At 73.7% G+C, this 24,514-nt stretch carries 24 protein-coding genes and 1 tRNA gene; 15 read left to right on the plus strand and 10 right to left on the minus strand.

Annotation, left to right across the window (positions count from 1 at the left end; genetic code table 11):
- The first annotated feature begins 15 nt into the window (after positions 1–15).
- Positions 16–936, plus strand: coding sequence for a LysR family transcriptional regulator (locus tag ACI78T_RS19175; protein WP_456559723.1), 921 nt, complete (start codon positions 16–18; stop codon positions 934–936).
- Between the two features lie 14 nt (positions 937–950).
- Here ACI78T_RS19175 and ACI78T_RS19180 read toward each other — a convergent pair whose 3' ends face one another.
- Positions 951–1,874 carry an alpha/beta hydrolase gene (locus tag ACI78T_RS19180; protein ID WP_456559724.1) on the minus strand — a complete coding sequence of 308 codons (924 nt, stop codon included), beginning with the start codon at positions 1,872–1,874 and terminating at the stop codon, positions 951–953.
- A gap of 52 nt (positions 1,875–1,926) precedes the next feature.
- Here ACI78T_RS19180 and ACI78T_RS19185 point away from each other — a divergent pair.
- Both ACI78T_RS19185 and ACI78T_RS19190 read left to right on the plus strand, forming a co-directional pair.
- Positions 1,927–2,000 (plus strand) — tRNA-Leu (locus ACI78T_RS19185).
- Positions 2,001–2,140: 140 nt separating this feature from the next.
- Complete coding sequence (locus ACI78T_RS19190) at positions 2,141–2,956, plus strand: Bax inhibitor-1/YccA family protein (protein ID WP_456559725.1); 816 nt, start codon at positions 2,141–2,143, stop codon at positions 2,954–2,956.
- Between the two features lie 93 nt (positions 2,957–3,049).
- On the opposite strand, the gene ACI78T_RS19195 is transcribed toward ACI78T_RS19190, so the two are convergent.
- Both ACI78T_RS19195 and ACI78T_RS19200 read right to left on the minus strand, forming a co-directional pair.
- Positions 3,050–4,270 carry an acetyl-CoA C-acetyltransferase gene (locus ACI78T_RS19195; protein WP_456559726.1) on the minus strand — a complete coding sequence of 407 codons (1,221 nt, stop codon included), beginning with the start codon at positions 4,268–4,270 and terminating at the stop codon, positions 3,050–3,052.
- A gap of 89 nt (positions 4,271–4,359) precedes the next feature.
- Positions 4,360–5,394: an SGNH/GDSL hydrolase family protein gene (locus ACI78T_RS19200; protein WP_456559727.1), complete on the minus strand. Its 1,035-nt coding sequence runs from the start codon at positions 5,392–5,394 to the stop codon at positions 4,360–4,362.
- 92 nt (positions 5,395–5,486) lie between these two features.
- Between ACI78T_RS19200 and ACI78T_RS19205 the strand changes: the two genes are divergently transcribed.
- Positions 5,487–6,815: a DUF2252 domain-containing protein gene (locus ACI78T_RS19205; RefSeq protein ID WP_456559728.1), complete on the plus strand. Its 1,329-nt coding sequence runs from the start codon at positions 5,487–5,489 to the stop codon at positions 6,813–6,815.
- Here ACI78T_RS19205 and ACI78T_RS19210 read toward each other — a convergent pair.
- The 3 genes from ACI78T_RS19210 to ACI78T_RS19220 all read right to left on the minus strand — a co-directional run bounded on the left by ACI78T_RS19210 (position 6,796) and on the right by ACI78T_RS19220 (position 10,802).
- A complete protein-coding gene (locus ACI78T_RS19210; protein ID WP_456559729.1) occupies positions 6,796–7,248 on the minus strand; it encodes a GNAT family N-acetyltransferase in 453 nt (150 codons plus the stop codon). The two genes, ACI78T_RS19205 and ACI78T_RS19210, sit on opposite strands and share 20 nt — an antisense overlap.
- A 112-nt stretch (positions 7,249–7,360) precedes the next feature.
- Entirely contained in the window at positions 7,361–9,346 is a 1,986-nt protein-coding gene (locus ACI78T_RS19215) for a VWA domain-containing protein (protein WP_456559730.1), read from the minus strand.
- A gap of 1 nt (position 9,347) precedes the next feature.
- Complete coding sequence (locus tag ACI78T_RS19220; RefSeq protein ID WP_456559731.1) at positions 9,348–10,802, minus strand: sigma 54-interacting transcriptional regulator; 1,455 nt, start codon at positions 10,800–10,802, stop codon at positions 9,348–9,350.
- Between the two features lie 71 nt (positions 10,803–10,873).
- Here ACI78T_RS19220 and ilvA point away from each other — a divergent pair, with 71 nt between their 5' ends.
- The 4 genes from ilvA to ACI78T_RS19240 all read left to right on the plus strand — a co-directional run bounded on the left by ilvA (position 10,874) and on the right by ACI78T_RS19240 (position 16,241).
- Complete coding sequence (gene ilvA, locus ACI78T_RS19225; RefSeq protein ID WP_456559732.1) at positions 10,874–12,112, plus strand: threonine ammonia-lyase; 1,239 nt, start codon at positions 10,874–10,876, stop codon at positions 12,110–12,112.
- A 125-nt stretch (positions 12,113–12,237) separates the two neighbouring features.
- Complete coding sequence (locus tag ACI78T_RS19230) at positions 12,238–13,251, plus strand: ATP-binding cassette domain-containing protein (protein ID WP_456559733.1); 1,014 nt, start codon at positions 12,238–12,240, stop codon at positions 13,249–13,251.
- Positions 13,248–14,045 carry an ABC transporter permease gene (locus tag ACI78T_RS19235; RefSeq protein ID WP_456559734.1) on the plus strand — a complete coding sequence of 266 codons (798 nt, stop codon included), beginning with the start codon at positions 13,248–13,250 and terminating at the stop codon, positions 14,043–14,045. Before ACI78T_RS19230 ends, ACI78T_RS19235 begins: the two co-directional genes overlap by 4 nt.
- Before the next feature lie 135 nt (positions 14,046–14,180).
- Positions 14,181–16,241: a M3 family metallopeptidase gene (locus ACI78T_RS19240; RefSeq protein WP_456559735.1), complete on the plus strand. Its 2,061-nt coding sequence runs from the start codon at positions 14,181–14,183 to the stop codon at positions 16,239–16,241.
- Positions 16,242–16,320: 79 nt separating this feature from the next.
- Here the strand turns inward: ACI78T_RS19240 and ACI78T_RS19245 are convergent, their stop codons facing one another.
- Together ACI78T_RS19245 and greA are read right to left on the minus strand one after the other, a co-directional pair.
- Positions 16,321–16,644 (minus strand): RNHCP domain-containing protein, encoded by a 324-nt coding sequence (locus tag ACI78T_RS19245; protein WP_456559736.1) that lies wholly within the window; start codon positions 16,642–16,644, stop codon positions 16,321–16,323.
- Between the two features lie 8 nt (positions 16,645–16,652).
- Positions 16,653–17,156, minus strand: coding sequence for a transcription elongation factor GreA (gene greA, locus ACI78T_RS19250; RefSeq protein ID WP_456559737.1), 504 nt, complete (start codon positions 17,154–17,156; stop codon positions 16,653–16,655).
- A gap of 260 nt (positions 17,157–17,416) precedes the next feature.
- Here greA and mca point away from each other — a divergent pair, with 260 nt between their 5' ends.
- Positions 17,417–18,304: a mycothiol conjugate amidase Mca gene (gene mca, locus ACI78T_RS19255; protein ID WP_456559738.1), complete on the plus strand. Its 888-nt coding sequence runs from the start codon at positions 17,417–17,419 to the stop codon at positions 18,302–18,304.
- Positions 18,301–18,609, plus strand: a complete 309-nt coding sequence (locus ACI78T_RS19260) for a hypothetical protein (protein ID WP_456559739.1) — start codon at positions 18,301–18,303, stop codon at positions 18,607–18,609. The genes mca and ACI78T_RS19260 overlap by 4 nt, the downstream gene beginning before the upstream one ends.
- Before the next feature lie 45 nt (positions 18,610–18,654).
- Here the strand turns inward: ACI78T_RS19260 and ACI78T_RS19265 are convergent, their stop codons facing one another.
- Positions 18,655–19,224 carry an AMIN-like domain-containing (lipo)protein gene (locus ACI78T_RS19265; RefSeq protein WP_456559740.1) on the minus strand — a complete coding sequence of 190 codons (570 nt, stop codon included), beginning with the start codon at positions 19,222–19,224 and terminating at the stop codon, positions 18,655–18,657.
- A 257-nt stretch (positions 19,225–19,481) separates the two neighbouring features.
- Here ACI78T_RS19265 and ACI78T_RS19270 point away from each other — a divergent pair, with 257 nt between their 5' ends.
- The 4 genes from ACI78T_RS19270 to ACI78T_RS19285 all read left to right on the plus strand — a co-directional run bounded on the left by ACI78T_RS19270 (position 19,482) and on the right by ACI78T_RS19285 (position 22,678).
- Positions 19,482–20,009 (plus strand): phosphate-starvation-inducible PsiE family protein, encoded by a 528-nt coding sequence (locus ACI78T_RS19270; RefSeq protein WP_456559741.1) that lies wholly within the window; start codon positions 19,482–19,484, stop codon positions 20,007–20,009.
- A gap of 104 nt (positions 20,010–20,113) precedes the next feature.
- Positions 20,114–20,713 carry a hypothetical protein gene (locus tag ACI78T_RS19275; protein ID WP_456559742.1) on the plus strand — a complete coding sequence of 200 codons (600 nt, stop codon included), beginning with the start codon at positions 20,114–20,116 and terminating at the stop codon, positions 20,711–20,713.
- A 20-nt stretch (positions 20,714–20,733) separates the two neighbouring features.
- Positions 20,734–21,396: a maleylpyruvate isomerase N-terminal domain-containing protein gene (locus tag ACI78T_RS19280; protein ID WP_456559743.1), complete on the plus strand. Its 663-nt coding sequence runs from the start codon at positions 20,734–20,736 to the stop codon at positions 21,394–21,396.
- Between the two features lie 31 nt (positions 21,397–21,427).
- Entirely contained in the window at positions 21,428–22,678 is a 1,251-nt protein-coding gene (locus ACI78T_RS19285) for a geranylgeranyl reductase family protein (protein ID WP_456559744.1), read from the plus strand.
- 92 nt (positions 22,679–22,770) lie between these two features.
- Here ACI78T_RS19285 and trhA read toward each other — a convergent pair whose 3' ends face one another.
- Positions 22,771–23,583: a PAQR family membrane homeostasis protein TrhA gene (trhA, locus tag ACI78T_RS19290; RefSeq protein WP_456559745.1), complete on the minus strand. Its 813-nt coding sequence runs from the start codon at positions 23,581–23,583 to the stop codon at positions 22,771–22,773.
- A 135-nt stretch (positions 23,584–23,718) separates the two neighbouring features.
- On the opposite strand from trhA, the gene ACI78T_RS19295 reads away from it, so the two are divergent.
- Positions 23,719–24,498 carry an isoprenyl transferase gene (locus ACI78T_RS19295; protein ID WP_456559746.1) on the plus strand — a complete coding sequence of 260 codons (780 nt, stop codon included), beginning with the start codon at positions 23,719–23,721 and terminating at the stop codon, positions 24,496–24,498.
- Positions 24,499–24,514: the final 16 nt, after the last annotated feature.

The following is a 24,514-nucleotide window of genomic DNA, read 5'->3' on the forward strand; positions in this document are numbered from 1 at the left end:
TGCAAAGTTCTGCGCATGCTGGATCCGGTCAAGCTGGTCACGCTGCGGACGGTTGTCGCCCGCGGCTCCTTCTCCCGGGCGGCGCAGGAGCTGGCGCTGACGCAGCCGGCGGTCTCGCGGCAGGTCGGCCTCCTCGAGCAGCACCTCGGCGCCCGGCTCGTGCGCCGCACCCGGCAGGGCGTCGTCCCCACCGAGGCCGGTCGCGCCCTCCTCGCCCACGTCGACCTCGTCCTCGGCCAGCTCGACCGTGCGGAGCGCGACGTGCGGGACCTCGTCGCCCTCCGCCAGGGCGTCGTGCGGCTCGGGTCGTTCCTGTCCGCGCTCGTGCACCTCTCGGCGGAGACGGCCGCGCTGCTGGACCGCGCGCACCCGGGCATCCGGCTGGTCGACGAACTCGTGGACCGTCCGGCCGCGCTCGGCCGGCTTCGTGCCGGGACGCTGGACCTGGCCTTCGTCTTCGAGCACGACTTCGAGCCCGCCCCTGCGGTTCCCGGGGTCGAGCTGTCGCCCTTGTTCGAGGACCCGGTCGCGGTACTCCTCCCGGCCGGGCACCGGCTGGCCTCCGGTGAGGTCTCTCTCGCCGAGCTCGCAGAGGAGACCTGGATCCGGCCGCACGAAGGCTCCGCGGCCCGGCGCCTGGACCTCGTCCTCGGCCGCGCGGGACTGCGGCCGCCGCTGCTCCTGGCCGGACGCGGGGACGAGCCCTTCGAGGCGCAGGCCCTGGTGGCGGCCGGGCGCGGCGTGGCGCTCACCCACCGCCTGACGGTGCTGGTCAGCGACCACGAGCTGGTGGTCGTGCCCCTGCGCGACCGCGCGGGTCTGCGGCGGGTACAGGTCGCGGTGCCGGAGGGACCACGTCGGCCCGCGGTGGCCGCCGCGCTCGAGGCCGTGCTGGCGGTCGGCGGGAGCCGCCGGCGCCAGAGCCCCGGCGCCTGAGCGGAGCGGTGGACTCAGCCCGCGAGCGTCGACGCCCCGCCGGTCAGCCGCGCTCCGAGAGCGGCACCCATCGCGTTCACCGCGGCGGTGGAGGCGGTGACCATCCCGGCCGACGCGTGCGCGACGTGCCACAGGCCGTCGAGCCGGCGCAGGTCGACCGGCACTCCGGCGGCCCGCGCGACGCGGGCGAGCCGGACGGCGTCCTCGAGCAGGATCTCCTCGCTGCCCACGTGCACCGTGATCGGCGGCAGCCCCGTCAGGTCGGCGTCGAGCGGGGAGAGCTCGGCGGCACCTGGGTGCGTGCCGTTCCCGAAGTCCCGGGCGCACCGGCGCAGCCACGCCGGCCGGAGCATCGCGTCGCCGCGGTCGTCCGGCCACGTGCTGCCGGTGAGGTCGAGCCAGGGGGAGATCAGGCCGAGGGCGGCCGGCAGCGGGCCGTCGCCGTCGCGCAGCCGGAGGGCGGCGGCGAGGGCCAGCCAGCCGCCGGCGGAGTCGCCGGCGATGGCCGTGCGGTCGGGGGTGGCACCCCGGTCGAGCAGCTCGCGGTACGCGGCCAGGACGTCGTCCAGTGCGGCCGGGAACGGGTGCTCGGGCGCCAGCCGGTAGTCGAGCACGTGCACGGTCGCACCGCCGGCCGCGGCCAGGTGGGTGGCGAGGGCGCGGTGCGTGGCGGGGGAGCCGGTGGTGAACCCGCCGCCGTGCAGGTAGAGCACCGCCGAGCCCGGGTCGCCGGAGGCGGGGGTGAGGACCTCGGCCGGGCGGCGGCCCAGCCGGCCGGTGCCGACGGCGACGCCGTCGGCCAGCGGGGTCGGCCGGGTGACGGCCGCCAGCCAGCGCCGCTGGAGGCCGACCGGGAGGCGCGGGCCGAGCGCCGGGCGGACGAGGGCGCGCACGCCGGCGCGCATGACCCGGACGGGGACCTGGGGGCTGGGGCTCACGGGGGTCACCGTACGGGCAGCGGACGGGCGGCCCGGCTAGCGTGCGCAGAGCGCCCCCGTAGCCCAATCGGCAGAGGCAGGCCCCTTAAAAGGGTCCGAGTGTCGGTTCGATCCCGACCGGGGGCACCGCCGCCCACGGGCCCGTGGCCCGGACGGGCGAATCGCGACACGCCGGAACTACGCAGGGCCTCCAGGCGTTGACCTGACCGAGTGGAGTGCACCACCGTGGACTCCACGGACCGAACAGTCACCTCAGGGAGATGACGATGCCCAGCAGCAACCCGGCGTTCCGGGGATTCGGCGCGGCCCCCGGTGGCCAGCAGCAGTACGCCGGGTGGGGCCAGCCCCAGCCGCAGTACGGCGCGCCGACCCAGTACGACCCCTACGCCGCCCCGTCGCCGTACTCGGCGACGACGACGCGTTACCTGACGATGGACGACGTCGTCACCAAGACCGGCGTCACCTTCCTCGTCACCGTCCTGACCGCCGCGTTCACGTGGCTGGCCGTGCCGGACTCGGTGGCGGTCGCCCTCCTCTTCCCGGCTCTGCTCGTCGGTCTCGTGCTCGGCCTGGTGATCGCGTTCAAGCAGATCGCCAACCCGGCCGCCACGCTGGCCTACGCCGCGGCCGAGGGTGTCCTGGTCGGCGCGATCAGCGAGTTCTTCGCCGTCCAGTACGGGACGAGCATCGTCACGCAGGCGGTGATCGGGACCTTCGGTGTGTTCGCCGGCATGCTGGTCGTCTACAAGACCGGCGCGATCCGCGTCACCCCGAAGCTGACGCGCTGGATCGTCGGGGCCCTGATCGGTGTGCTGGTCCTGGCGCTGGCCAACCTGGTCGCCGGCTTCTTCGTCGACGGTGGGCTCGGCCTGCGTGACGGTGGCCCGCTGGCCATCGTGTTCAGCCTGGTCGTGATCGGTGTCGCGGCGTTCTCGCTGCTGCTCGACTTCGACATGGCCGACGAGGCGATCCGCCGCGGCGCCCCGGCGAAGTTCGCCTGGTACATCGCCTTCGGCCTGCTCGTCACGGTCGTCTGGCTGTACCTGGAGATCCTGCGGCTGCTCAGCTACTTCCGCGAGTAACCCGCACCCGCACCACGACGAAGGCCCGGTCCCCGAGAGGGGGCCGGGCCTTCGTCGTTCCCGAGCTCTCCGTACCGAGAGCTCGTCAGGTCGTCAGGACAGGCGCTCGATGACCATCGCCATGCCCATGCCCCCACCGACGCACATGGTCTCCAGACCGAACGTCTTGTCCTTGGTCTGCAGGCCGTTGATCAGCGTGCCGGTGATGCGCGCGCCGGTCATGCCGAACGGGTGGCCGACGGCGATGGCGCCGCCGTGCACGTTCAGCTTGTCGATGTCGATGCCCAGGTCGCGGTAGCTCGGGATGACCTGGGCGGCGAAGGCCTCGTTGATCTCGACGAGGTCGATGTCGTCGATCGTCATGCCCGCGCGCTGGAGGGCCAGCTTCGAGGCGTCGACCGGGCCGTAACCCATGATCTCCGGCGAGAGGCCGGTGACCGCGGTGGACACGATCCGCGCCAGCGGGGTGAGCCCCAGCTCGGCGGCCTTGGTGTCGCTCATGACCACCACGGCGGCCGCGCCGTCGTTGAGCGGGCAGGCGTTGCCGGCCGTCGCCCGCCCGTCGGGGCGGAACACCGGCTTGAGCTGCGAGAGCGCCTCGAGCGTGGTGCCGGCGCGCGGGCCGTCGTCCTTGCTGACGACGGTGCCGTCGGGCGTGGTGACCGGGGTGATCTCCCGCTCCCAGAAGCCGTTGTTGATGGCCTCCTCGGCGAGGTTCTGCGAGCGCACGGCGAACTCGTCCATCTCCTGCCGCGAGACGTCCTTGAGCAGGGCGAGGTTCTCGGCGGTCTGGCCCATCGCGATGTAGACGTCGGGGATCTCGCCGTTCTCCCGCGGGTCGGTCCACGAGTCGGCGCCGCTCTCGGCGACCTTGGCGCCCCGGGCCTCGGCGTCGGCGAACACCGGGTTCTTCGTGTCCGGGAGGCCGTCGCTGTTGCCCTTCACGAAGCGGGACACCATCTCGACGCCGGCGGAGATGAAGACGTCGCCCTCGCCGGCCTTGATGGCGTGCATCGCCATGCGGGTGGTCTGCAGCGAGGAGGAGCAGTAACGGGTGATCGTCGTCCCGGGCAGGTGGTCCATGCCGAGGAGCACGCTGACGACGCGGCCCATGTTGTAGCCCTGCTCGCCGCCGGGGAGGCCGCAGCCGAGCATCAGGTCGTCGATGTCGCGGGGGTCGAGCGCGGGCACCTTGTCCAGCGCCGCCTTGACGATGGTCGCGGCCAGGTCGTCGGGCCGCAGGTCCTTGAGGGACCCCTTGAACGCGCGACCGATGGGGGAGCGGGCGGTCGCGACGATGACGGCTTCGGGCATGGGTCCTCCACGATGAGGTGGGCGCCGTGCGGGGTGCGCAGGCGACGGGTCGCCCCCGAAACTACTCCGCGGTAACGGAGGTCCTCACCTCACGCCGTGGCGGGTGCCTCCGCCGACTCCTGCGCCTGCTCCGGCGTCGGCATCTCCGGGGGACGGCGACGGCGCAGCAGGGCCCAGGCGCCCCACGGCCCGGTGTCGGAACCGCCCACCTCGGCCGGCTGGACCTCGGTACCCGTGCGGCTGGCGGCGCGCGCCGCGGCCTTCTCGATCGGTCGCACGGTGCCGCGGCGGATGGGCCGCACGCCGCGGTCGGCCGACGCCGGCCAGACACCCACGGCGTCCGCGACCGACGGCAGCAGGACGGCGGCTGCCTGCGCGTAGCCGTGCGCGCTGGGGTGGAACTCGTCGACGCTGAACATCGCCCGGTCGGACGCGAAGGCCGGGCCCAGCACCGAGCCCAGCGACACGGTGCGACCGCCGGCCTCGACCACGGCGATCGTCTGGGCGGCGGCCATCTGCCGGCTCCAGCGCCGGGCGAAGGTGCGCAGCGGCTGGGCGATCGGCCGGATGGTGCCCAGGTCGGGGCAGGTCCCGACGACGACCTCGCAGCCGACCGCGGTGAGCCGGCGGACCGCCTCGCCGAGGTGCTTGACCGAGACGGTGGGGCGGGTGCGGCTGGTGACGTCGTTGGCGCCGATCATGATCAGCGCGACGGTGGGGTGCTCGGCCAGGGCCCGGTCGACCTGCTCGTCGAGGTCGGGCGAGCGGGCGCCGGACTTGGCCAGGCGGACCAGCCGGACCGGTCGCTCGGCGAGCTCGGCCAGGGCCGAGGCGATGAGGACGCCGGGGGTCTCCTCGGCCCGGTGCACGCCGAGGCCGACGGCGCTGGAGTCGCCGAGCACCGTGAACACGAGCGGCTTGCCGCGGCTGTTCCTCGACCGCTGCCCGTAGACGCCGTCGCCCGAGGGCGGATCACCCTTGCTGGTGCGGGACTCGATGTTGCGGCGGGCGGCGCGGGCCTCCTCGCGGAGCAGGGCGGCCAGGGCGACACCGCCCAGGGCGACGCTGCCCCCGCCGTACGCGGTGGCAGCGGCGAGGCGTCGCGTCGTCCCCGTCAGCGCCACGGTCCCTCCGCTCCTGTGCTCGCGTCGTCCGTTCCTGTTACGCAGGTTATCGGCCCTCTACGGTGCCTCCTGTGGCCCTATCACCCGCAGGTGTGACCCAGCCCACAGAGTCCGGCGACCGGACCCAACTGATCGTCGACGTCCTCGTCGAGGCGTTCGCCGATCTCATGGCCGCCGACGCCGAGGCGTTCCGCACCAAGTTCCGCAAGATGGCCGCCGATCCCTTCGCCTTCTACCGGGGCAGTGCCTGTCTGTTCTACGCCGACATGGCGACGGTCGAGGACCCCTGGAGCGACGAGCGGACGTCGCGCGTGTGGATCCACGGCGACCTGCACGCCGAGAACTTCGGCACCTACATGGACTCCACCGGGCGGATCGTCTTCGACGTCAACGACTTCGACGAGGCCTACCTCGGGCACGTGAGCTGGGACCTGCGGCGGTTCGCCGCGAGCTTCGCCCTGATGGCGTGGCGCAAGGCGTTCTCCGACGACGTGATCGGCGAGCTCGTCCGCGTCTACCTGGAGGCCTGGGTGGACCAGGTGGAGGCGTTCAGCCGGTCGGACTCCGACCGCGACTTCGCGCTCACCGTGCACAACACCGAGGGGGCCGTCCGCGAGCTGGTGCGGGAGACAGCGACCCGCACCCGGCTGGCACTGCTGGACCGGATGACCGTCGTGGAGCGCTACGAGCGGCGCTTCGCCGACCGCGCCCGCAACCGACGGCTGGAGGACGCCGAGCGGGACGAGGTGCTCGAGGCGCTGGAGCGGTACAAGGACACGCTGCCGCCGCGACCGTGGCGCCGCGAGGTCGCCTACGAGGTGAAGGACCTCATCGGCACCGGCGGCTTCGGCATCGGCAGCGCGGGCCTGCCCGCCTACAACGTGCTGCTCGAGGGCTACGACGAGGCGCTGGAGAACGACGTCGTCCTGTCGGTCAAGCAGGGCAACGTGGCGGCGCCCAGCCGGATCGTCACCGACGCCCGGATCCGGGACTACTTCCACCACGAGGGGCACCGCACGGTGACCAGCCAGCGGGCGCTGCAGTCGCACACCTCCCAGTTCCTCGGCTACACCGACATCCGGGGCACCGGCTTCGTCGTCGCCGAGCTGTCGCCCTACGAGCTGGACCTCGACTGGGACGACCTCACCGAGCCCGAGGAGATCCGCCCGGTGCTGGTGCAGCTCGGCCGGGCCACGGCCAAGCTGCACTGCGTCGGTGACGCCGACAGCGACCACGAGCTGGTGCCCTTCCAGACCGAGGAGGCGGTGCTGGCGATGATCGGCGACCGCCGCGAGGAGTTCGTCGCCGACCTGGTCGAGTTCGCCCACGCCTATGCGCGCCAGGCGCAGGAGGACCACCGCCTGTTCGTCGACGCCTTCCGCGCCGGGAGGATCCCCGGGATCAGCTCGAGCGGGGGGTGACCTCGATCAGCATGCCGCGGTGCGGGCCGATGCCGGGCTTGTCGTACGGCTCGGTCACCACCGTGAAGCCCATCCGCTCGTAGAAGCCGATGGCGGCGACGCGGGCGTCGCACCACAGCAGGTCGCCACCGCGCGCGGCCACCGCCTCCAGCCCCGCGACGACGAGGGCACGCCCCGCCCCGGAGCCGCGGACCGCGGCGTCGGTGGCCATCCCGCGCAGCTGCCACGGGTGCTCGGCGGAGCGCCACGGGCAGGCGGCGGGGGAAAAGCGGACCACGCCGACGACCCGGCCGTCGGCGGTGCGCGCCGCGAGGTGGAAGGTCGCGGGGTCCTCGTCGCCGGCCCAGACGACGTCGCCGCCGTCCGGGCGCAGGACCGCCTGCCGCAGGGGGTAGGTCAGGTCCGCGGCAACCTCGCCGACGGTCACGGTCACGGGGTCAGCGTGCCCGACGCCCCGCCGCGCACCCGCCGAGATCCCACGATGTCGGCGCATCAGAGGTCCTGGAGCGCCGAGATCACGGGATCTCGGCAGGGCGTGCCGACCCCTACCGGGCGCGGCGGCCCCGGCGCACCCGCAGGTAGTCGGCCACCACGTACTCGCCCAGCCGCTCGGCGTCCGGTTCGAACACCCGCCCACCGGCCCGCTGCGTGAGGTCGTGCACGAAGTGGATCAGCCCGGGGTCGGGGTCGAGCGCGAACACGTTCACCGTGGCCCCGGTCCGCGCGACCCGCTCGATCTCGGCGACGGTCCGGGCGATCGTCTCGGGCATCGGCGGCCAGCAGAAGAACGGCGTCCCGTCGTCCTCCAGGTGCGCGGTCGGCTCGCCGTCGGTCACCACCAGGACGACCGGCTCGGCGTCGCGGTGGTGGGCCAGGAACCGGCGGGCGAGCATCAGGCCGTGCTGCAGGTTGGTGCCCTGCAGCGTGTCCACCGAGAGCTCCGCGAGGGTCTCCGGCCGGAGCACCTGGGCGGTGGACGAGAACCCGATGACCTGGATGGCGTCCTGCGGGAACTTCGTCGTCACCAGCGAGTGCAGCGCCATCGCCGTCGACTTGGCCGCGCCCCAGGTGCCGCGCAGCGCCATCGAGTAGGACAGGTCGACCAGCAGCGCGACCGCGGCGCCGGTGCGCCGCTCGGTCTCGACGACCTCGAAGTCGTCCACCGCGATCCGCACGCCGCGCGCGCCGTCCGCTCGCGGCTCGTGCGCCGTCCGCAGGACGGCGTTCTTCACCGTGCGGACGACGTCGAGCGGCTGCTCGTCCCCGAACCGCCACTCCCGCGAGCTGCCGGTGAGCTCCCCGGCGGCGCCCGCGTCGGCGACGTCGTGCTCCCCGCGGCCGGTCGCGTCCAGCTTGGCGAACACCCGACGCAGGGCCGTGGCGCCCAGCCGGCGGACCGCCTTGGGGGAGAGCTCCAGCTTGCCGTCGGAGCGGTTGAGGAAGCCCTGCCGCTCCAGCTCGCGCTCGAGCTGCCGGAGGGCCGCGAGGTCGTCGACGGCCGGCCGCCCGAGAGCGCGCTCGAGCAGCTCCTCGTCGATGTCGGCCAGCGAGGCGCCGGCGTAGCCCTGCGACAGCTGGCTGGACAGGGCCTCGAGGTCGGCCAGCTCGGCGACGGCGCTCGTGGCGTCGCCCATGCCGAGGCCCTGCTCGCCGTCGGGGACCTGCCCGCGCTGACCCCACGGCAGGTCCGGCCGGGCCTGGCGCAGGGCGTCGGAGAGGTGGGCCATCTCGCTGGCCAGCCCCATGTCGGACATGGCCTGCGACATCAGGTCCGAGAGCTCGGCCCGCTGCTCCGGCGACAGGCCCGCCATCATCCGCTCCTGCGCGGCGGCACGGCGGGCCAGCGAGTCGATCAGCTCCTCGACCGACTGCGGGTCGTCGGGGAAGAACTGGCCGTGCTTGTCCATGAAGTCGCGGAAGCGCTCGTCAGTGTCCTCACCGCGGTTGTGCGCGTCGATCAGCTGCGACAGGTCGGCCACCATGTCCTTGACGGCCTGCATGTCCTGCTCGCTGGCGTTCTCCAGCGCCTGCTTCATCGAGGCGAAGGAGCTGTCGAGCACCTCCCGGCGCAGCAGGTCCTGGATCTGCTCGTAGGCCTCCCGGCCCTCCTGGGACCGCCACGGGTACTCCTTCAGCGCCCGGACGGCGCCCGCCGTGTCCTCCGGCAGCGCGTCCAGCTCGGCCTCGGCGAGGCGGGCGGAGTCGTCGGGATCCGGGAACAGCTCGCGCTTCTCCGCGGTCAGCGCCTTGTCGAGCAGCTCGCGGACCTCCTGGAGCGTGCCGTCCATGCGGCCGGCGGTCCGCGCCTTGCGCAGCCGCTCGCGCACGGACCGGCGCAGCTCGTCGAGGCCACGCCGTCCCTCCGTGCCGCGCCGCAGCAGCTCGCGCAGCGCTTCACGCACGCCGCTGCCGCCCAGCACGGAGTCGCCGATCTCGTCGACGGCGTTGCCGAGGTCGTACGGCGGGGCCAGGGGGTCGGGGCCGCCGTGCCACTTGCCGTAGCGGTAGCCGCGCCCGCGTCGTCCGGCCACGTCAGGCCCCGTACACCGTGCGGGTGCCGTCGGTGTCCTTGGCCAGCCGCCGGGTGAGGTACAGCCCCTCGAGGGCGAACTCCACGGCGGCCGCCGCCTGCTCCGCCGACTGCTCGCCCTCCGGCACGCCCAGGCGGCCGAGCAGCTCGGCGAGCCTCGGGATGGTGCCGAGCTGCCCGAGCAGCGCGGGTGCGGGCACCAGCTCGCCCGACTCGACCGTCTCGCCGCCGGTGAAGTGCTCCTGCAGGCCGGTGAGGTCCAGCCCGGCGCAGCGGGCACGGAACGTCTGCGCGGTCGCCTGGCGCAGCAGGTGCTCCAGCACCTCGAGCTCCCGCTCGTCGTCGGGGTCGGAGCCGGCGTCGGCGAACTCGACCTTGCCGCGGCTGGCCGGGACGACGCTCGGCAGGTCGACCACGCGGGCCACCGGCCGCGTCTCACCGGCGATGGCGGCGCGGCGGACGGCGGAGGCGGTCACCGTCTCCAGCCCGGCGATCGCGAACCGGGCGCTGACGCCGGAGCGCTGGTCCACGTGGCTGGACTCGCGGACCAACCGGGTGAAGCGGGCGATGATCTCGACCAGGTGCTCGGGCACGACCGGCGTCCCGAAGGTGCCGTCGCCGGTCCACGAAGTCTGCGCCTCCTGGTGCAGCAGCGCGATCTCGTCGGCCAGCTCGATCGGGTAGTGGGTGCGCACCTCGGCGCCGAAGCGGTCCTTGAGCGGCGTGATGATCCGGCCGCGGTTGGTGTAGTCCTCGGGGTTGGCGCTGGCGACCAGCAGCAGGTCCAGCGGCAGCCGGACCCGGTAGCCGCGGATCTGGATGTCGCGCTCCTCGAGCACGTTCAGGAGCGCGACCTGGATCCGCTCGGCGAGGTCGGGCAGCTCGTTGACGCTGAAGATGCCGCGGTTGGTGCGCGGGACCAGGCCGTAGTGGACCGTCTCGGGGTCGCCCAGGGTGCGTCCCTCGGCCACCTTGATCGGGTCGACGTCGCCGATCAGGTCGCCGACGCTCGTGTCCGGGGTGGCCAGCTTCTCGCCGAAGCGCTCGCTGCGGTGCAGCCAGCCCACCGGGGTGGCGTCGCCGTGCTCGGCGATCTGCCGGTGCGCCCACACCGAGATCGGGTGCAGGGGGTGCTCGTTGAGCTCGCTGCCGACGAGGACCGGCGTCCACTCGTCGAGCAGGCCGACGAGGGTGCGGATGAGGCGGGTCTTGCCCTGGCCGCGCTCGCCGAGCAGGACGAGGTCGTGGCCGGCGATGAGGGCGCGCTCGACCTCGGGGAGCACGGTGTCCTCGAAGCCGACCATGCCGGGGAGGCTCGGCTCTCCGCGGCCGAGCCGGGCGAGCAGGTTGGCGCGCAGTTCCGCCTTCACCGGGCGGAAGGCGGGCCCGCTCTCGCGGAGCTCGCCCAGGGTCGTGGGGGCGGGGGAGGGAGTGGCTGCTGTGGCCGGGTCCGTCACCTCGCCAAAGGTACGACGGTCGTGCGGGCTGGGTCACCGGTTGCCTGCGTGCGGCCTGCGAGGATCAGCGCGTGTCCACGCCCCAGGCCCCCACCGCCCGGCCGCCCCTGGTCAGCGGCGCCGACGTCGAGTCAGCGGCGGCGCTGCTCCGGGACGTCGTCCGCCACACGCCCCTGTGGCACTCCCGCGGCCTGGCCGACCGCGTCGGCGGCCCGGTGTGGCTCAAGTGCGAGAACCTGCAGCGGACCGGGTCCTTCAAGATCCGCGGTGCCTACACGCGCATCTCGCGGCTGACCGACGCCGAGCGCGCCCGCGGTGTCGTCGCCGCCAGCGCCGGCAACCACGCCCAGGGCGTCGCCCTGGCCGCCCGGCTGCTCGGCTGCACCGCCACGGTCTTCATGCCCGACTCGGCCCCGCTGCCGAAGGTCGCGGCGACCCGGTCCTACGGGGCGGAGGTGCGGCTGGGCGGCCCGACGCTGACGGAAGCGCTGCACTTCGCGTCCGAGCACGCGGAGCGGACCGGCTCGGTGTTCATCCACCCGTTCGAGCACGCCGACGTCATCGCCGGGCAGGGGACCGTGGGCCTGGAGGTCCTCGAGCAGTGCCCCGACGTCGCGACCGTCGTCGTGTGCGCCGGCGGAGGCGGGCTGGTGTCCGGGGTCGCGGCCGCGGTGAAGGCGCGGCGGCCCGACGTCCGGGTGGTGGCGGTGCAGGCCGAGATGGCCGCCGCCTTCCCCGGATCGCTGGCCGCCGGCCGGCCCGTCCCGTTGCCGGCCATGGCGACCATGGCCGACGGGATCGCGGTCGCCTCGCCCGGTGACCTGACGCTCGCGCACGTCCAGGGCCTCGTCGACGAGGTGCGGACGGTGAGCGAGGAGGACCTCTCCCGGGCCCTGCTGTTCTGCCTGGAGCGGGCCAAGCTCGTGGTGGAGCCCGCGGGCGTGGCCGCCGTCGCCGCGATCCTCGCCGACCCGGAGGCGTTCGCGCCGCCGGTCGTCGCCGTCGTCTCCGGCGGCAACATCGACCCGGTCCTGCTGCTGAAGGTGGTCCAGCACGGCATGGCGGCCGCCGGGCGCTACCTCTCGCTGCGGCTGACGGTGCCTGACCGGCCGGGCTCGCTCGCCGGGGTTCTGGCCGAGCTGGCCGCGGTGGGCGCCAACGTCCTGGAGGTCGAGCACGAGCGGACCGGCACCGGGCTGCACGTCGGGGAAGTGGAGATCTTCGTCGTCCTCGAGACGCGCGGCCCCGACCACGCCGGCGAGGTCAGCGCGGCGCTCACCCGCGCGGGCTACGCCGTCGCGCCGGGCTGAGCACGCCGATGAGTTCCGGGGATCGGCGCCGTCCTGACTCCCGTGCATGCGATAGCTGAACTGCTTGTCCGCCGACCGCGAAAAGCGGTCGGGATCTGTCACCGTCCGGCCCTAGCGTGGCCCTCATGACAGACGCGATCGTGGTCGAGGGGCTGGTGAAGCGCTACGGCGCCACCACCGCTCTCGACGGTGTGGACCTGACCGTGGCCGAGGGCTCGGTGCTCGGGCTCCTCGGCCCGAACGGTGCGGGGAAGACGACGGTGGTGCGGATCCTCACCACGTTGCTCCTCGCCGACGCGGGGCGGGCGGAGGTGATGGGGCTGGACGTGGTGCGTGACGCCGACGACGTGCGCGCGTCGATCGGGCTGACCGGCCAGTACGCCGCCGTCGACGAGTACCTGACCGGCTTCGAGAACCTCGAGATGGTGGGGCGCCTCTACCACCTGCCCAAGGCGGAGGCCCGGGCCCGCGCGGGGGAGCTGCTGGAGCGGTTCGACCTCTCCGACGCCGCCGGCCGCCCGGCCAAGACGTACTCGGGCGGCATGCGGCGCCGGCTGGACATCGCCGCCTCGCTGATCAACCGCCCGCGCGTGCTCTTCCTCGACGAGCCGACGACCGGGCTGGACCCGCGCAGCCGGTTGGCCATGTGGGAGTTCATCGCCGAGCTCGCCGACGGCGGGACGACCATCCTGCTGACCACCCAGTACCTGGAGGAGGCCGACCGGCTGGCCGACCGCATGGTCGTCATCGACCGCGGCCGGGTCATCGCCCGCGGCACGGGCGACGAGCTCAAGGCCCAGGTGGGTGGGCAGCGGCTGGAGTTCACGTTCGGCCGGCCGGTCGACGTGGCCGAGGCGGCCGAGCGGCTGCGGTCGCTCGCGGTCGACGAGCCGCACTCGGACGAGCAGAGCCGGCGGCTGAGCCTCCCGGTCCGCGGTGGCACCGAGGTGCTGGCCGAGGCGCTGCGACTGCTGGAGGGCAGGGACGTGGAGGTCCTGGACGTCGGTCTGCGCCGGCCCGACCTCGACGACGTCTTCCTCACCCTCACCGGCCACGCGGCCGAGGAGGACGCGACCGGCGAGAGCGACCGATCCGACGCCGAGCAGGAGCCGGCGACCACCGTGGGGAGCGCCCGATGACCGCGTTGACCATGGCCGTGTCCGACGGCCTGACGATCACCCGCCGCAACCTGATCAAGGTCAAGCGGGTGCCCGACCTGATCGTCTTCGCGACGCTCTCGCCGATCATGTTCGTGCTGCTGTTCCGGTACGTCTTCGGCGGCGCGATCAACGTCCCCGGCGACATCAGCTACGCGGAGTTCCTGCTGCCGGGCATCTTCGCCCAGACCGTCATCTTCGGGAGCACGATCACCGGTGCCAGCCTCGCCGAGGACCTGCAGAAGGGGCTGATCGACCGGTTCCGCTCGCTCCCGATGGCGCCCTCGGCGGTCCTGGTGGGGCGGACGGTCGCGGACCTGGCGCTCAACGCCTTGTCGATCGTCGTCATGGCGCTCACCGGTCTGCTCGTCGGCTGGCGCATCAACACCTCGTTCCTCGAGGCCGTCGGCGGCTTCCTGGTGCTCCTCGGGTTCGCCTACGCGATGTCGTGGCTGATGGCCCAGGTCGGGCTGCTGGTGCGGACGCCGGAGGTGGTGCAGAACGCGAGCTTCATCGTGATCTTCCCGATCACCTTCGTCGCGAACACGTTCGTGCCGCTGGAGACCTTCCCGTCCGTGCTGCGCACGTTCGCGGAGTGGAACCCGGTCTCGTCGGTCGTGCAGGCCGCCCGGAACCTGTTCGGCAACTCCTTCGGTGCTCCGGACGTGTGGTCGCTGCAGAACCCGGTGCTCTACTCCGCGATCTGGGGCGTGGCGATCCTGGCGGTGTTCGTGCCGCTGTCGGTGCGCACGTACCGCCGCACGGCCAGCCGCTGAGCCACGAGCCGGATCGGTTGCGGTGCGCGGGTGGGGGCCGGAGGCCTCCGCCCGCGCACCGCGCCACGGCTCATCGCTGCCCGGGACGGCACGTGGCCGCGGTGCGGCCCGGAGGGGCGCGATGTAATGACCGCGATGACTCCGCCTGCGCCCCCCGCCCTGTCCCCTGACAACCCCCTGGCGAGCGTCTCGGCGCTGCCCTTCCGGCTCCCACCGTTCGCCGACATCACGCCCGAGCACTGCCGGGAGGCGCTGCTGGCCGGGATGGCCGCGCAGCGGGCGGAGATCGCCGCGATCGTCGGTGCCACCGAGGAGCCGACGTTCGAGAACACCGTCGTCGCCATGGAGCGGTCGGGCGAGCTGCTGGTCCGCGCCTGGAGCGTGTTCGGGAACCTCACGTCGTCGGTCTCGACGCCCCGGCTGCGGGAGATCGAGCGGGAGATCGCGCCGCTGGAGGCCGCGCACGACGACGCGATCCGGCTGGACCCCGCGCTGTTCGCCCGCATCCACGCCGTCCACGAGGCCCGCCACGACAGCGGCCTGGACGACGAGGGCGTCCGGCTGGTCGAGCGCTACCACCTCGACTTCGTGCTGGCCGGCGCCCAGCTCGACGAGTCGGGCCGGGCCCGGCTGACCGAGCTGAACCAGGAGCTCTCCACCCTGTCGACGACGTTCGGCCAGAACCTGCAGCTGGCCACGGAGGCCGCCGCCGTGCGGGTGGCCGACCGGGCCGAGCTCGACGGGCTGTCCGAGCAGGAGATCGCCGCTGCCGCCACGGCCGCCGCCGACCGCGGGCTCGACGGCCACCTCCTCCCGCTGCTCCTGCCGTCCGGCCAGCCGGTCCTCGCGAAGCTGCGGAACCGGGAGCTGCGGCGTCGGGTGCTCGAGGCGTCGCTGGCCCGCGCGTCGGCGGGCGAGCACGACAACGGTCCGGTGGCCGTGCGGATCGCGCTCCTGCGGGCCGAGCGCGCCCGCCTGCTCGGCTTCGACACCCACGCCGACCTCGTCCTCGCCGACTCCACCGCCCGCACCACCACCGCGGTCGACGCCATGCTGGCGTCCATGGTCCCGGCGTCGGTGGCCAACGCCGAGGCCGAGGCGGAGGTGCTCCGGGAGGTCGCGGCCCGCGACGGCGTGGAGCTGGCGGCGTGGGACTGGGCGTTCTACAGCGAGCAGGTGCGGGCCGAGCGGTACGCCGTCGACACCGCCGCGCTGCGGCCCTGGTTCGAGCTGGACCGGGTGCTGGTCGACGGCGTCTTCCACGCCGCCGAGCTGCTCTACGGCTACCGGTTCACGCCGCGGCCGGACCTGCGCGGCTACCACCCCGACGTCCGGGTGTGGGAGGTGACCGACGCCGCCGGTGGTTCCGTGGGCCTCTACCTGGGCGACTTCTTCGCGCGCGAGGGCAAGCGCGGCGGCGCCTGGATGAGCTCGTTCGTCCGGCAGTCCCGGTTGCTCGGCACGTCACCGGTGGTCGTCAACAACCTCAACGTGTCCCGCGCACCGGAGGGCCGGCCGACGCTGCTCAGCCTGGACGAGGTGAACACGCTGTTCCACGAGTTCGGCCACGCGCTGCACGGGCTCAGCTCGGCGGTCACCTACCCGCGGTTCTCGGGCACCGCCGTCCCGCGCGACTTCGTCGAGTTCCCCAGCCAGGTGAACGAGATGTGGGCGCTCTGGCCCGAGGTGCTGGGCAACTACGCCCGCCACGTCGAGACGGGCGAGCCCCTTCCTCGCGCCGCCGTCGAGGCCATCGACGCCGCCCGGCTGTGGGGCGAGGGTTTCGCGACGCTGGAGTACCTTGCCGCGACGCTGCTCGACCAGGCATGGCACCGCATCGCGCCGGGCGCGGAGATCGCCGACCCGATCGCGTTCGAGCAGCGGGCGCTGGCCGACGCCGGGGTCGCGTCCGCCCTCGTGCCGCCGCGCTACCGGACGACCTACTTCCAGCACGTCTTCGCCGGGGGCTACGCGGCCGGCTACTACTCCTACATCTGGTCGGAAATCCTCGACGCCGACACCGTGGAGTGGTTCAAGGAGAACGGCGGCCTGCGCCGCGAGAACGGCGACGTGTTCCGCGCCGAGCTGCTGGCGGTGGGCGGCTCGGTCGACCCGCTCGCGGCCTTCCGCGCCGTCCGCGGCCGGGACGCCGACCCGCAGCCCCTGCTCCGCCGCCGCGGGCTCGCCACGGCCTGACCCCGCTCCTGGACCGTTCCTCCCGCTCCCGGACTTCTGCAGGAGTCCAGGAGCGGGAGGACGACTCCAGGAGCGGGGCTCACAACCAGGGCAGCGAGAGCACCAGGTCCAGGTCGTCGGGGCTCGCGCCGTCGCGCACCAGGCGGTTGGGCTGGCGGTGGCCGCACGCCGTGCAGCGGTGCACCACCTGCCAGCCCTTGCCCGACTTCTCGACCAGCCCGATCGGCTCCATGGGCTGCCGGCACTCGCTGGCCCGGTCGCCCGGGAACTCGTCGACGTGCAGCGACCACAGGCAGAACGGGCAGTGGTTGCGGTAGTGCCCGTCGGTGTTGGCCGGCACCTGCGCGGCGCAGTGCACGCAGGCGAAACCGGTGTTCTCCGCCTGACGGGAGCGCGCCCCCATCGCCGGACTCAGGGGACGAACGGCTCGACGGCGACGACCTCGACGCTGATGTCGCGACCGTTCGGCGCCTGGTAGGTCACGGTGGCGCCGGGAGCGGCACCCATGATGGCCGCGCCGAGGGCCGACTCCGGCGAGTAGACGGTGAGGTTCGTCGTCCCGGCGATCTCGCGGGAGCCGAGCAGGAACTTCTCGGTGTCGTCGTCGCCGGCGAACTTGACCGTGATGACCGTGCCCAGGGCGGCGTTCGTGGCCGTCTTCGGGGCGTCGCCCACGCGCGCCTTGCGGAGCAGGTCGGTGAGCTGGCGGATCCGGCCCTCCTGCTTGCCCTGCTCCTCCTTGGCGGCGTGGTAGCCGCCGTTCTCCTTGAGGTCGCCCTCCTCGCGGCGGGCGTTGATCTCGGCGGCCATGGCCGGGCGGTTCGCCACCAGCTGGTCGAGCTCGGCCTTCAGCCGGTCGTGGGCCTCCTGGGTCAGCCAGATGCCCTGTTCCTGCTCGTCAGTGGGGGTGGACACGTGAGGTACTCCTGAGACTCGGGAGGCCGCCCCCGATCGGGAGCGGCCGCTGGTCAATCTCGCCAAGCTAACACCGGCGTCGACGGCTGTGCACGGACGTGCGGTCCCGCGCGCACCGCCGTCGCGAGATGCGGAACCGTACCGGGCCGCCTCGTGATCAGCGGCACACTTCCCCCGACCGGGTGCACGAGCAGGGCTTTCCCCGGCGACCGGCTCCGGGGCTGCACCGGACGTCGCCGGGGACGGGTGACAATGGTCGGGTGACCGCACCAGATCAGTTGCGCCTGCTCGCCGTCCACGCGCACCCGGACGACGAGTCGAGCAAGGGCGCCGCGACCATGGCCAAGTACGTCGCGGAAGGAGCCCGCGTCCTGGTCGCGACCTGCACCGGGGGCGAGCGCGGCTCCGTCCTGAACCCGGCGATGGACCGCCCGGAGGTCTGGGAGCGGCTGCCCCAGATCCGGGTCGAGGAGATGGCCAGGGCGCGCGAGATCCTCGGCATCGAGCAGGAGTTCCTCGGTTTCGTCGACTCCGGCCTGCCCGAGGGCGACCCGCTGCCCCCGCTGCCGGAGGGCTGCTTCGCGCTCGTGCCGATCGAGGAGGCGGCCGCTCCGCTGGTCGCCCTCATCCGCCGGTTCAAGCCGCAGGTCATCACCACGTACGACGAGCGCGGCGGGTACCCGCACCCCGACCACATCAAGACGCACGAGATCTCCGTGCACGCGTTCGAGGCCGCCGGCGACCCGGACCGCTACCCCGAGCTCGGTGAGCCCTGGCAGCCGAGCAAGCTCTACTACCACATGAGCTTCACGCTGCCCCGGACCAAGGCGCTGCACGAGGCGATCCTGGAGAGCGGCGCGGAGTCCCCGTACGCCGAGTGGCTGGCGAACTGGGATCCCGCCCACGACATCTCCCACCGGGTCACCACGCGCGTGCCCTGCGCGGAGTACTTCCCGGTCCGGGACGCGGCGCTGATCGCGCACGCCACCCAGATCGACCCGGAGGGCCGCTGGTTCGCCTGCCCGATCGACACCCAGCAGCGGGTGTGGCCGACCGAGGACTACGAGCTGGCCCGCAGCCTGGTCGAGTCGGCCGTCCCGGAGGACGATCTGTTCGCCGGGATCCGCAGCGAGGTGGGGGTCCGATGACCGAGCTGGCCGGCCTGCTGGCCGAGCAGGCACCCGAGGACGTCGGGAAGTCCGGCCCGCTCGGGCTGCTGCTCACCGTCGTCCTGCTGATCGCCGTCTTCCTGCTGGTGCGGTCGATGACCAAGCACCTCAAGCGGATCCCGCCGAGCTTCGACCCCGCCGACCCGGCGCGTCAGGTGCCCGACAGCCCCGCGGAGCTGTTCGAGCCGCAGCCGGGCGAGCAGGTGCTCGACGCCCTGCGGAAGCAGCCCCGTGCGATCGAGGCCCCCCGGCCCGGCGAGGGCGAGGGGCCCGCGGCCCGCTGAGCCGACGGGGACGCCGTCCGGTGCCGACGGCGTCCCCGCCCGCGTTCACCAGGCGTGCGCCACGTCGACGACGAGCCGCGGGCCGTCGTCGGACTGCGCCGTGCCGGGGAGGACGAACACCCGGAACGGCAGGCGCGCCCGGATGCCGAGCGCCATCGTGGTCGAGCCCTCGTAGGAGCCCGCCCACGCGACCTGGCGGAAGGTCGTCCAGCCCGAGACGTCCACGACCTCGCGGGGGTTCGCCGGCTCGTACGTCGGCTCGCCGTACTGGTCGTACGCAGGAGCGCGGAGCACGATCTCGAGGTCGGCCGCGCCGCGGACGGGGACGGGATAGCCCGAGCCGTCCTCGTGGACCAGCGGGACGTAGCGGACCTCGTACGCCCCGAACGTCGTGTCCTGGCCGCCGAGGTCCACCACCAGCCGGTCGAAGCAGGCGTGCCGGCCGGCGCGCACCCCGTTGACCACGTCGGTGTCCGAGGCGCTCGTCGACGCCTTCGGGAGCGAGCCCCACGTGATGCCGCAGTACGGGGCGGCCTGAGCGGGGGCGGGTGCCACGACCGCCGCGGTGGCGACCGCGGCGGTGACGGCGAGCAGACGGAGAAGCTTTCTGGTCATGGCGGGTGCCTCCTGACTGGCTGGGCGCCGGCTGGCGCTGGTGCCGAGAGTCCGCCGACACGCCGCTTAGCAGAAGACCTCGTGACCGTCCAGTTCCTCCGAAGATCGGCGTGTCTGCTAGCGGATCCTGCCCATGATCGGCTCTCGTCGGGCGGCTCGACGCTGTCAGGTATCGCCGACCGAGGCCGTCCATCACCGAGGGTGAGACGGTGGCCCTCCGACCCCCGCGGAGGGTCGCGACCGGACATGATCACCGGATGCCGACGAAGCAGCGGAGCGACGACCCCGAGGACCAGGTCCGGCCGCCCGGCTTCAGCCGGGTCGGGACGCGCGTGCTCGAGATCGCCGAGAACCTGATCTACGGAGGCATCGCGATCTTCCTCGTGGGATCGGCGTTCGTCCTCCTCGCCGTCGCGGCCAAGACGTCGTGGGGTCTGGTGAGCGACTTCTCCCAGAAGCCCGTGCTCGAGGTGCTCGACATCCTGCTGCTGGTCTTCATCGTGGTCGAACTGCTGTTCGCCGTCCGGGCGACTGTGGAGAAGCGCGAGCTGGTCGCCGAGCCCTTCCTGCTGGTCGGGATCATCGCCTCGATCAAGGAGATCGTCGTGCTGTCGGTCGAGGCGGCCAGTGCGCTCGGCACGGGTGCGGAGTTCGACGACCGCATCGTCGAGATCGGGCTGCTCGGCGTGCTGGTGGTGCTCCTGGGCGCCACCTCGTGGCTGCTCCGGCGGAAGGAACGCGAGCCCGACGAGGGCGACGCCGCGCCTGATCGCTCCGCGGCCTGAGGTCGCGCCCCGATTCGCTCAGGGCGTAGCCGGAGACCTCCCGCGGCCGTGCCTCCCGGCTTACGGTGCAACTGTGTAATCACCACTGGCCGCGGGAGGTCGCCATGCACGCTCACCGATTCGCCGATGCCGCCTTCGGGCCGGGCTTCCGCCGAGGTCGCGGCCGCGGCCCCGGGGGTCGTGGAGCCGACGCCCCGCCGCCGGTGGAACGGGCCGAGGTCGCCGGCTGGTTCGCCGGGCGCCTGCCCGACGCCTGGTTCACCGGCGCGGTGGACCTGCAGATCGACCGCGACGAGATCACCGTCGTGGGCACCCTCCCCGAGCCCGATGCCGGCGAGGGCGACGCCGCGGCGGCCCGTGCCGGCCGCATCGCGCGGTTCCGCGAGGAGACGCGCCAGCAGCGCATGGCGATCGCCGACGCCGCCCAGGAGCGCTACGGCCGCTCGGTTGCGTGGGGTGCCGCGTGCGGGGACGAGCGGGAGGTGTTCACCAACCTCTCGATGCCGGTCATGACCAGGCTGCGCCAGCGGGAGCGGCTCGTCCTGGACACCCTCGTCGACGCCGGCGTGGCGCGGTCCCGCTCCGAGGCCTTGGTGTGGGCGGTCCGCCTGGTCGGCCAGCACACCGAGGAGTGGCTCACCGAGCTGCGCGAGGCGATGGCGTCGGTGGAGGAGGTCCGCGGCCGGGGTCCGGTCGTCGGCTGACATCTGCGAGGCTCGCGCCCGTGCCCGAGCCCACCGACCTCCTGCGCACCGCGTACGGCGACCTGTCGACGACCCTGGCGAGCCTGACCGTCGAGGAGGGCTGGCAGCCGACCGGCTGCGCCGGGTGGACCCCGGTCGACCTGGGATTCCACCTGCTCAGCGACGCACGGCGCGCCCTGGTCGCCCTCAACACCCCGGCACCGGGGCCGGCCGACCGGACCGCCGTCGACTACTGGTCGGCGTGGCGTCCGCCGGCACCCGGGGACGACGAGGAGCTGTGGAGCACGCGGATCGCGGCTTCCGTGCACGGCGGGCTGACCGGGATCGGCCGCCGCTACGCCGAGACCTCGGCGGCGGTGCTGGTCGCCGTCGGTCGGGTCGACGCCGGTGACCTGGTCGCCACCCAGGGGCACGTGCTGACCGTCGCCGACCTCTGCTCCACGCTGGTCGTCGAGGCAGCCGTCCACCACCTGGACCTGGTGGCGCACCTGACGCGGCCGGGACCGGCGCCCGGCCCGCTGGCGGAGGTCCGCCGCGTCCTCGAGGGCCTGCTCGGCCGGCCCCTGCCGCAGGGCTGGGACGACGTCACGGCCGCCCGCCGCGGCACCGGGCGGGAGCCGCTGACGGCCGCCGACCGCGCCGAGCTGGGGGCAGCGGCCGCGGACTTCCCGCTGTTCGGCTGACCGCCCCGCACCACCTGGGAGACTGGACAGCGTGCCCCTCGACGCCCACCCCGCAGCGACCGACGTCCTCGTGGTCGGCGCCGGGCCCGCGGGATCGGGCGCGGCGGCGTGGGCGGCCCGCGCCGGGCACGACGTCGTCCTCGCGGACGCGGCGGTCTTCCCGCGGGACAAGACCTGCGGCGACGGCCTCACCCCGCGGGCGATCGCCGAGCTCGACCTCCTCGGCCTGGGCGACTGGGTGCGCGGCCACGCCCGCAACCGCGGCCTGCGCGCCGCCGGTTTCGGCCGGCAGTGGGAGCTGCCCTGGCCGGGCGGGGAGTTCCCCGACCACGGCAGCGCCGTCCCGCGCACCGAGCTCGACGCGCGCATCCGCCAGGTCGCCCTGGACTCCGGCGCCGTGGCCTTCGACGGCGCCCGCGCGGTCGACGTCGAACGGGACGGCGACCGCGTCTCCGCCGTCGTCTTCGAGCTCGACGACGACAGCCGGGTGAGCGTGGCCTGCCGCCGGCTCGTCGTCGCCGACGGCGTGCGCTCGCCGCTCGGCCGCGTGCTCGGCCGGGAGTGGCACCGCGACACCGCCTACGGGGTCGCCGCCCGCAGCTACGTCCGGTCCGGCCGCAGCGACGACGAGTGGATCTCCTCCCACCTCGAGCTGCGCGGCACCGAGGGCGAGCTGCTCTCCGGGTACGGGTGGGTCTTCCCCCTGGGCGCCGCGGCCGGCGAGGTGAACCTGGGCGTCGGGACGCTGGCGACCTCCCGCCGTCCGGCCGGGGTGCAGCTCAAGTCGCTGCTCGAGTACTACGCGGAGGCGCGCCGCGACGAGTGGCAGCTCGACGGGCCGGTCCGCGACGTCGCGTCGGCGCTGCTGCCGATGGGCGGGGCGGTGTCGGGCGTGGCCGGGCGGAACTGGGCCCTGATCGGCGACGCCGCCGGCTGCGTGAACCCGCTCAACGGGGAGGGCATCGACTACGGCCTCGAGACCGGTCGGGCCGTCGTCGACCTGCTGGGGGAGGACGACTGGTCGCTCGCCTGGCCGGCCACCCTGCGCCGTCACTACGGGGAGGCGTTCTCGATCGCCCGGCGGCTGGCCGGCCTCCTCACGGTGCCGCGGTTCCTGCCCACCGCGGGGCCGGTCGGCATGCGCTCGCGGTCGTTGATGACCGTCGCGCTGCGCGTCATGGGCAACCTGGTCACCGAGCGCGACCGGGACGTCGTGGCCCGGGCCTGGCGGGCGGCGGGGCGCGCGTCGACGCGGTGGGACGAGCGGCCGCCGTTCAGCTGACCTGAGGAGTGGGGGCCGGAGGCTCCCGCGATCGAAGGGAAAGTGGGCTCAGCGCGGGTCGGGGGCGCTACCTGGCCGCGGTGTCCGACGGATCAGACGAAGGGGGAGTTGTACATCGCGAAGTAGACGGCGATGTAGTGGCAGATGGCGGCCACGATCGTCATCGCGTGGAACACCTCGTGGTAGCCGAAGGTGCCCGGCCACGGGTTCGGCTTCTTGATCGCGTAGGCGACGCCGCCCACCGTGTAGAGCACGCCGCCCACGGCCAGGAGCACCATCGAGGTGACGCCGGCGAAGTGGAGGATGTCGGTCAGCACGAAGACGGCGACCCAGCCCAGCCCGATGTAGAGCGGGACGCCCACCCACCGGGGCGCCGTCGGCCAGCTGAGCTTGAGCGTGACCCCCGCCAGCGCGCCGGCCCAGACGCCGGCCAGCACCCAGAACCCGGTGGGCTGGTCGACCGCCATGAGGGCGAACGGCGTGTAGGTGCCGGCGATGAACAGGAAGATCATCGAGTGGTCGAGCCGCTTCATGATCTTCCAGCCGCGGGGTGACCAGCGGCGCCGGTGGTAGAGCGCGCTGACGCCGAAGAGCCCGAGGATGGTCAGGCAGTAGAGGGCCACCGAGAAGCCGGCCCGCGCGCCGAGCACCGAGGCGAGGGGGATGAGCACCGCCCCCGCGACGATCGCGCCGAAGAACGCGAACAGGTGCAGCCACCCGCGCATGCGGGGCCGGGTGTCGGGGTGCTCCCAGTCGCCGTCGGCGAAGTCGTCGGCGGTCCACGCCTGCTCGACGCGCTCGCCCTCCTGCAGGACGGTGGCGACGGCCTCCCCCCGGGGGGCCTCGAGCTCGGCGGAGTCGGCCTGGACCCGGACCTGCTCGCGATCGTGGGGCGCAAGGCTCATGTCCCGAGGTTACGGTCGCGTAGGTAGGGCGTCATCCGGAAGGACCTGTGACTTTCCTGGGACCGGCCCCGGCGCGCGGCGGCGACGCGGCGGCCGTGCGCGGCCGCCCCGGTCGCCGGGGCCTAGGGTGGCCGCGTGGGGGTGCGTGCGAGGGTTCGCGAGGCGCTCACCCAGGTCTACGAACGGCGCCTGGCCCGGGCGCTGGTGGGCGCGGACGTCCCCCGCCACGTCGGCGTGATCATGGACGGCAACCGGCGCTGGGCCCGCGCGATCGGTCTGGAGGACGTCGCCCACGGCCACCGCCGGGGCGCCGACAAGATCGTCGACCTGCTCGGCTGGTGCGACGACGCCGGCGTCTCCGTCGTCACCCTGTTCATGCTCTCCACCGACAACCTCCGCCGGCCCGAACCGGAGCTGGGGGCGCTGCTGCAGATCATCGAGGACGTCGCCGTCGACCTGTCGCGTCCCGGCCGCCGCTGGAAGGTGCGCCAGATGGGCGCCCCCGAAGTGCTGCCCCCGGAGACGGTCGCCGTCCTGAAGCAGGCGGAGGAGGACACCTGCGAACGGCCGGGGGCGACGGTGAACCTCGCCGTCGGTTACGGCGGGCGCCAGGAGATCGCCGACGCCGTCCGCTCGCTGCTGGCCGAGCACGCGGAGCGCGGCACGTCGCTGGAGGAGCTGGTCGAGGCGCTCGAGGTCGAGCACATCGCCGAGCACCTGTACACGCGCGGCCAGCCCGACCCCGACCTGGTCATCCGCACCAGCGGGGAGCAGCGGCTGTCGGGCTTCCTGCTCTGGCAGACGGCGAACACCGAGTTCCACTTCACCGACGTGTACTGGCCGGACTTCCGCCGGGTCGACTTCCTGCGGGCCCTGCGCGACTACTCCGCCCGGCACCGCCGGTTCGGCGGCTGACCGCGGCTGCGAAACT

The sequence above is a fragment of the Blastococcus sp. SYSU D00922 genome (assembly GCF_054050495.1).

Bases quoted from the DNA above. Each gene is read 5' to 3' on its own strand.
- ACI78T_RS19190 (WP_456559725.1), top strand. From the start codon at position 2,141: ATGCCCAGCAGCAACCCGGCGTTCCGGGGATTCGGCGCGGCCCCCGGT.
- ACI78T_RS19240 (WP_456559735.1), top strand. From the start codon at position 14,181: ATGACTCCGCCTGCGCCCCCCGCCCTGTCCCCTGACAACCCCCTGGCG.
- ACI78T_RS19265 (WP_456559740.1), bottom strand. From the start codon at position 19,224: ATGACCAGAAAGCTTCTCCGTCTGCTCGCCGTCACCGCCGCGGTCGCC.
- ACI78T_RS19230 (WP_456559733.1), top strand. From the start codon at position 12,238: ATGACAGACGCGATCGTGGTCGAGGGGCTGGTGAAGCGCTACGGCGCC.
- trhA (WP_456559745.1), bottom strand. From the start codon at position 23,583: ATGAGCCTTGCGCCCCACGATCGCGAGCAGGTCCGGGTCCAGGCCGAC.
- ACI78T_RS19235 (WP_456559734.1), top strand. From the start codon at position 13,248: ATGACCGCGTTGACCATGGCCGTGTCCGACGGCCTGACGATCACCCGC.
- ACI78T_RS19195 (WP_456559726.1), bottom strand. From the start codon at position 4,270: ATGCCCGAAGCCGTCATCGTCGCGACCGCCCGCTCCCCCATCGGTCGC.
- ACI78T_RS19175 (WP_456559723.1), top strand. From the start codon at position 16: ATGCTGGATCCGGTCAAGCTGGTCACGCTGCGGACGGTTGTCGCCCGC.
- ACI78T_RS19245 (WP_456559736.1), bottom strand. From the start codon at position 16,644: ATGGGGGCGCGCTCCCGTCAGGCGGAGAACACCGGTTTCGCCTGCGTG.
- ACI78T_RS19275 (WP_456559742.1), top strand. From the start codon at position 20,114: ATGCACGCTCACCGATTCGCCGATGCCGCCTTCGGGCCGGGCTTCCGC.
- ACI78T_RS19270 (WP_456559741.1), top strand. From the start codon at position 19,482: ATGCCGACGAAGCAGCGGAGCGACGACCCCGAGGACCAGGTCCGGCCG.
- ACI78T_RS19260 (WP_456559739.1), top strand. From the start codon at position 18,301: ATGACCGAGCTGGCCGGCCTGCTGGCCGAGCAGGCACCCGAGGACGTC.